Genomic DNA, 386 nt, shown 5'->3' on the forward strand with positions numbered 1-386 from the left:
GATGGCGTCGAGTTCGCCGCGCGCGAGTTCGGTGCGCAGGGTGTCGCGGTACTCGGCCAAAAGGTCGAGTTTGGCTGTCCGGTCGGGGGTGAGCAGGAGTTTGGCGAGCGCGGGTGTCACCGGGCGCGGGCGGGTGTGGGCGGGGGTGGCGGCCGCCTTCTTGACCAGCGGTTTGGTGAAGCTTTTATCTTTGGTGGTGGTGGTGGGGCCGTTGGTGATTAGCCAGATGTTGTCCAGATTCGCGCTGGTCGTGGCATGGGTGCCCGTGGCGTTGCCCGGGACGCGGTGCAGGATGGTGACGCCGTAGGCCTGTGACATCTGCTTGAGCGGCGCCGCTGAGGCGCTGTCGATGGCGATGACCAGGGGCTGTTGCTGCTTCAACGCGA

The 386-nt window shown here is 66.3% G+C and carries 1 protein-coding gene; it reads right to left on the reverse strand.

The features are described 5' to 3' along the window. A partial coding sequence (locus ACLQ24_RS30380; RefSeq protein ID WP_425895165.1) for a hypothetical protein occupies positions 1 to 386 on the reverse strand: 386 nt, incomplete at both ends.

Origin of the sequence: Micromonospora sp. DT4 (assembly GCF_049841675.1) — a bacterium.
Classification (GTDB): domain Bacteria; phylum Actinomycetota; class Actinomycetes; order Mycobacteriales; family Micromonosporaceae; genus Micromonospora.